This is a genomic window from Nocardia sp. TBRC8007 (assembly GCF_056629435.1).
The window spans coordinates 1-837 of the sequence record NZ_JBWSOR010000116.1 but is presented as its reverse complement, the minus strand read 5'-3'; the positions used below and the strand labels follow the sequence as shown (position 1 = coordinate 837).

General features: G+C 62.1%; 1 protein-coding gene. It reads right to left on the bottom strand.

Annotation, left to right across the window (positions count from 1 at the left end; translation table 11 throughout):
- The coding region (locus ACX4ZE_RS22870; RefSeq protein ID WP_480275527.1) for an AMP-binding protein at window positions 1-837 on the bottom strand (837 nt) is incomplete at both ends.

Sequence of the window (837 nt, the reverse complement as noted above, 5' to 3'; positions counted from 1 at the left end):
ACCGGCACCGGCCGCAACCACGAATCCAGCACGAACACCCGCATGTTCCCCAAAGGGGTACCGATCGGGCTGTAGGTGTAACCATCGCGACCACCCGACAACACCGATCTGGTGACATGCACGGTGGTTTCGGTGATCCCGTACATATTCACCAACTCCGGCCCACCACCCCGACCGACAGACAACCAATCACCCAACCGCGCCGGATCCAACACCTCACCCCCGAAGATCACCAACCGCAACGCACCGCTACCAGCCACCCCCGACACCGCCCGCGCCTGCGTCAACGCATAAAACGCCGACGGCGTCTGATTGAGCACCGTAACCCCCTCACCAACCACCAACTCCCACAAATCAACCGGCGACCGAACAACATCCCACCCCACCACCACAACCCGACCACCATGCACAAGCGCACCCCACAACTCCCACACCGAGAAATCGAACGCCGGCGAATGACACCACGCCCACACATCCCCCACCCCGAAACCACACCACCCCGCCGTACCCCCGAACAAAGCAACCACATTCCGATGCGTCACCCCCACCCCCTTAGGACGACCAGTCGAACCAGAGGTATAGATCACATACGCCAAATTCCCCGGACACAACCGCCCACCACCAGCCACAACAACCGCACCATCAACACCAGCGAAGACTCCCGGATCATCGACACACACCATGTCCACCGCAACCACAGGCAACGATCCGGCCGTGACCCGATCGGTCACCACCACCACCGGCGCCGCGTCAGCGAACACGAACCCCAACCGATCCGACGGATAAGACGGATCCACCGGCAGATACGCACCCCCGGCCTTCCACACCGCCACCAAC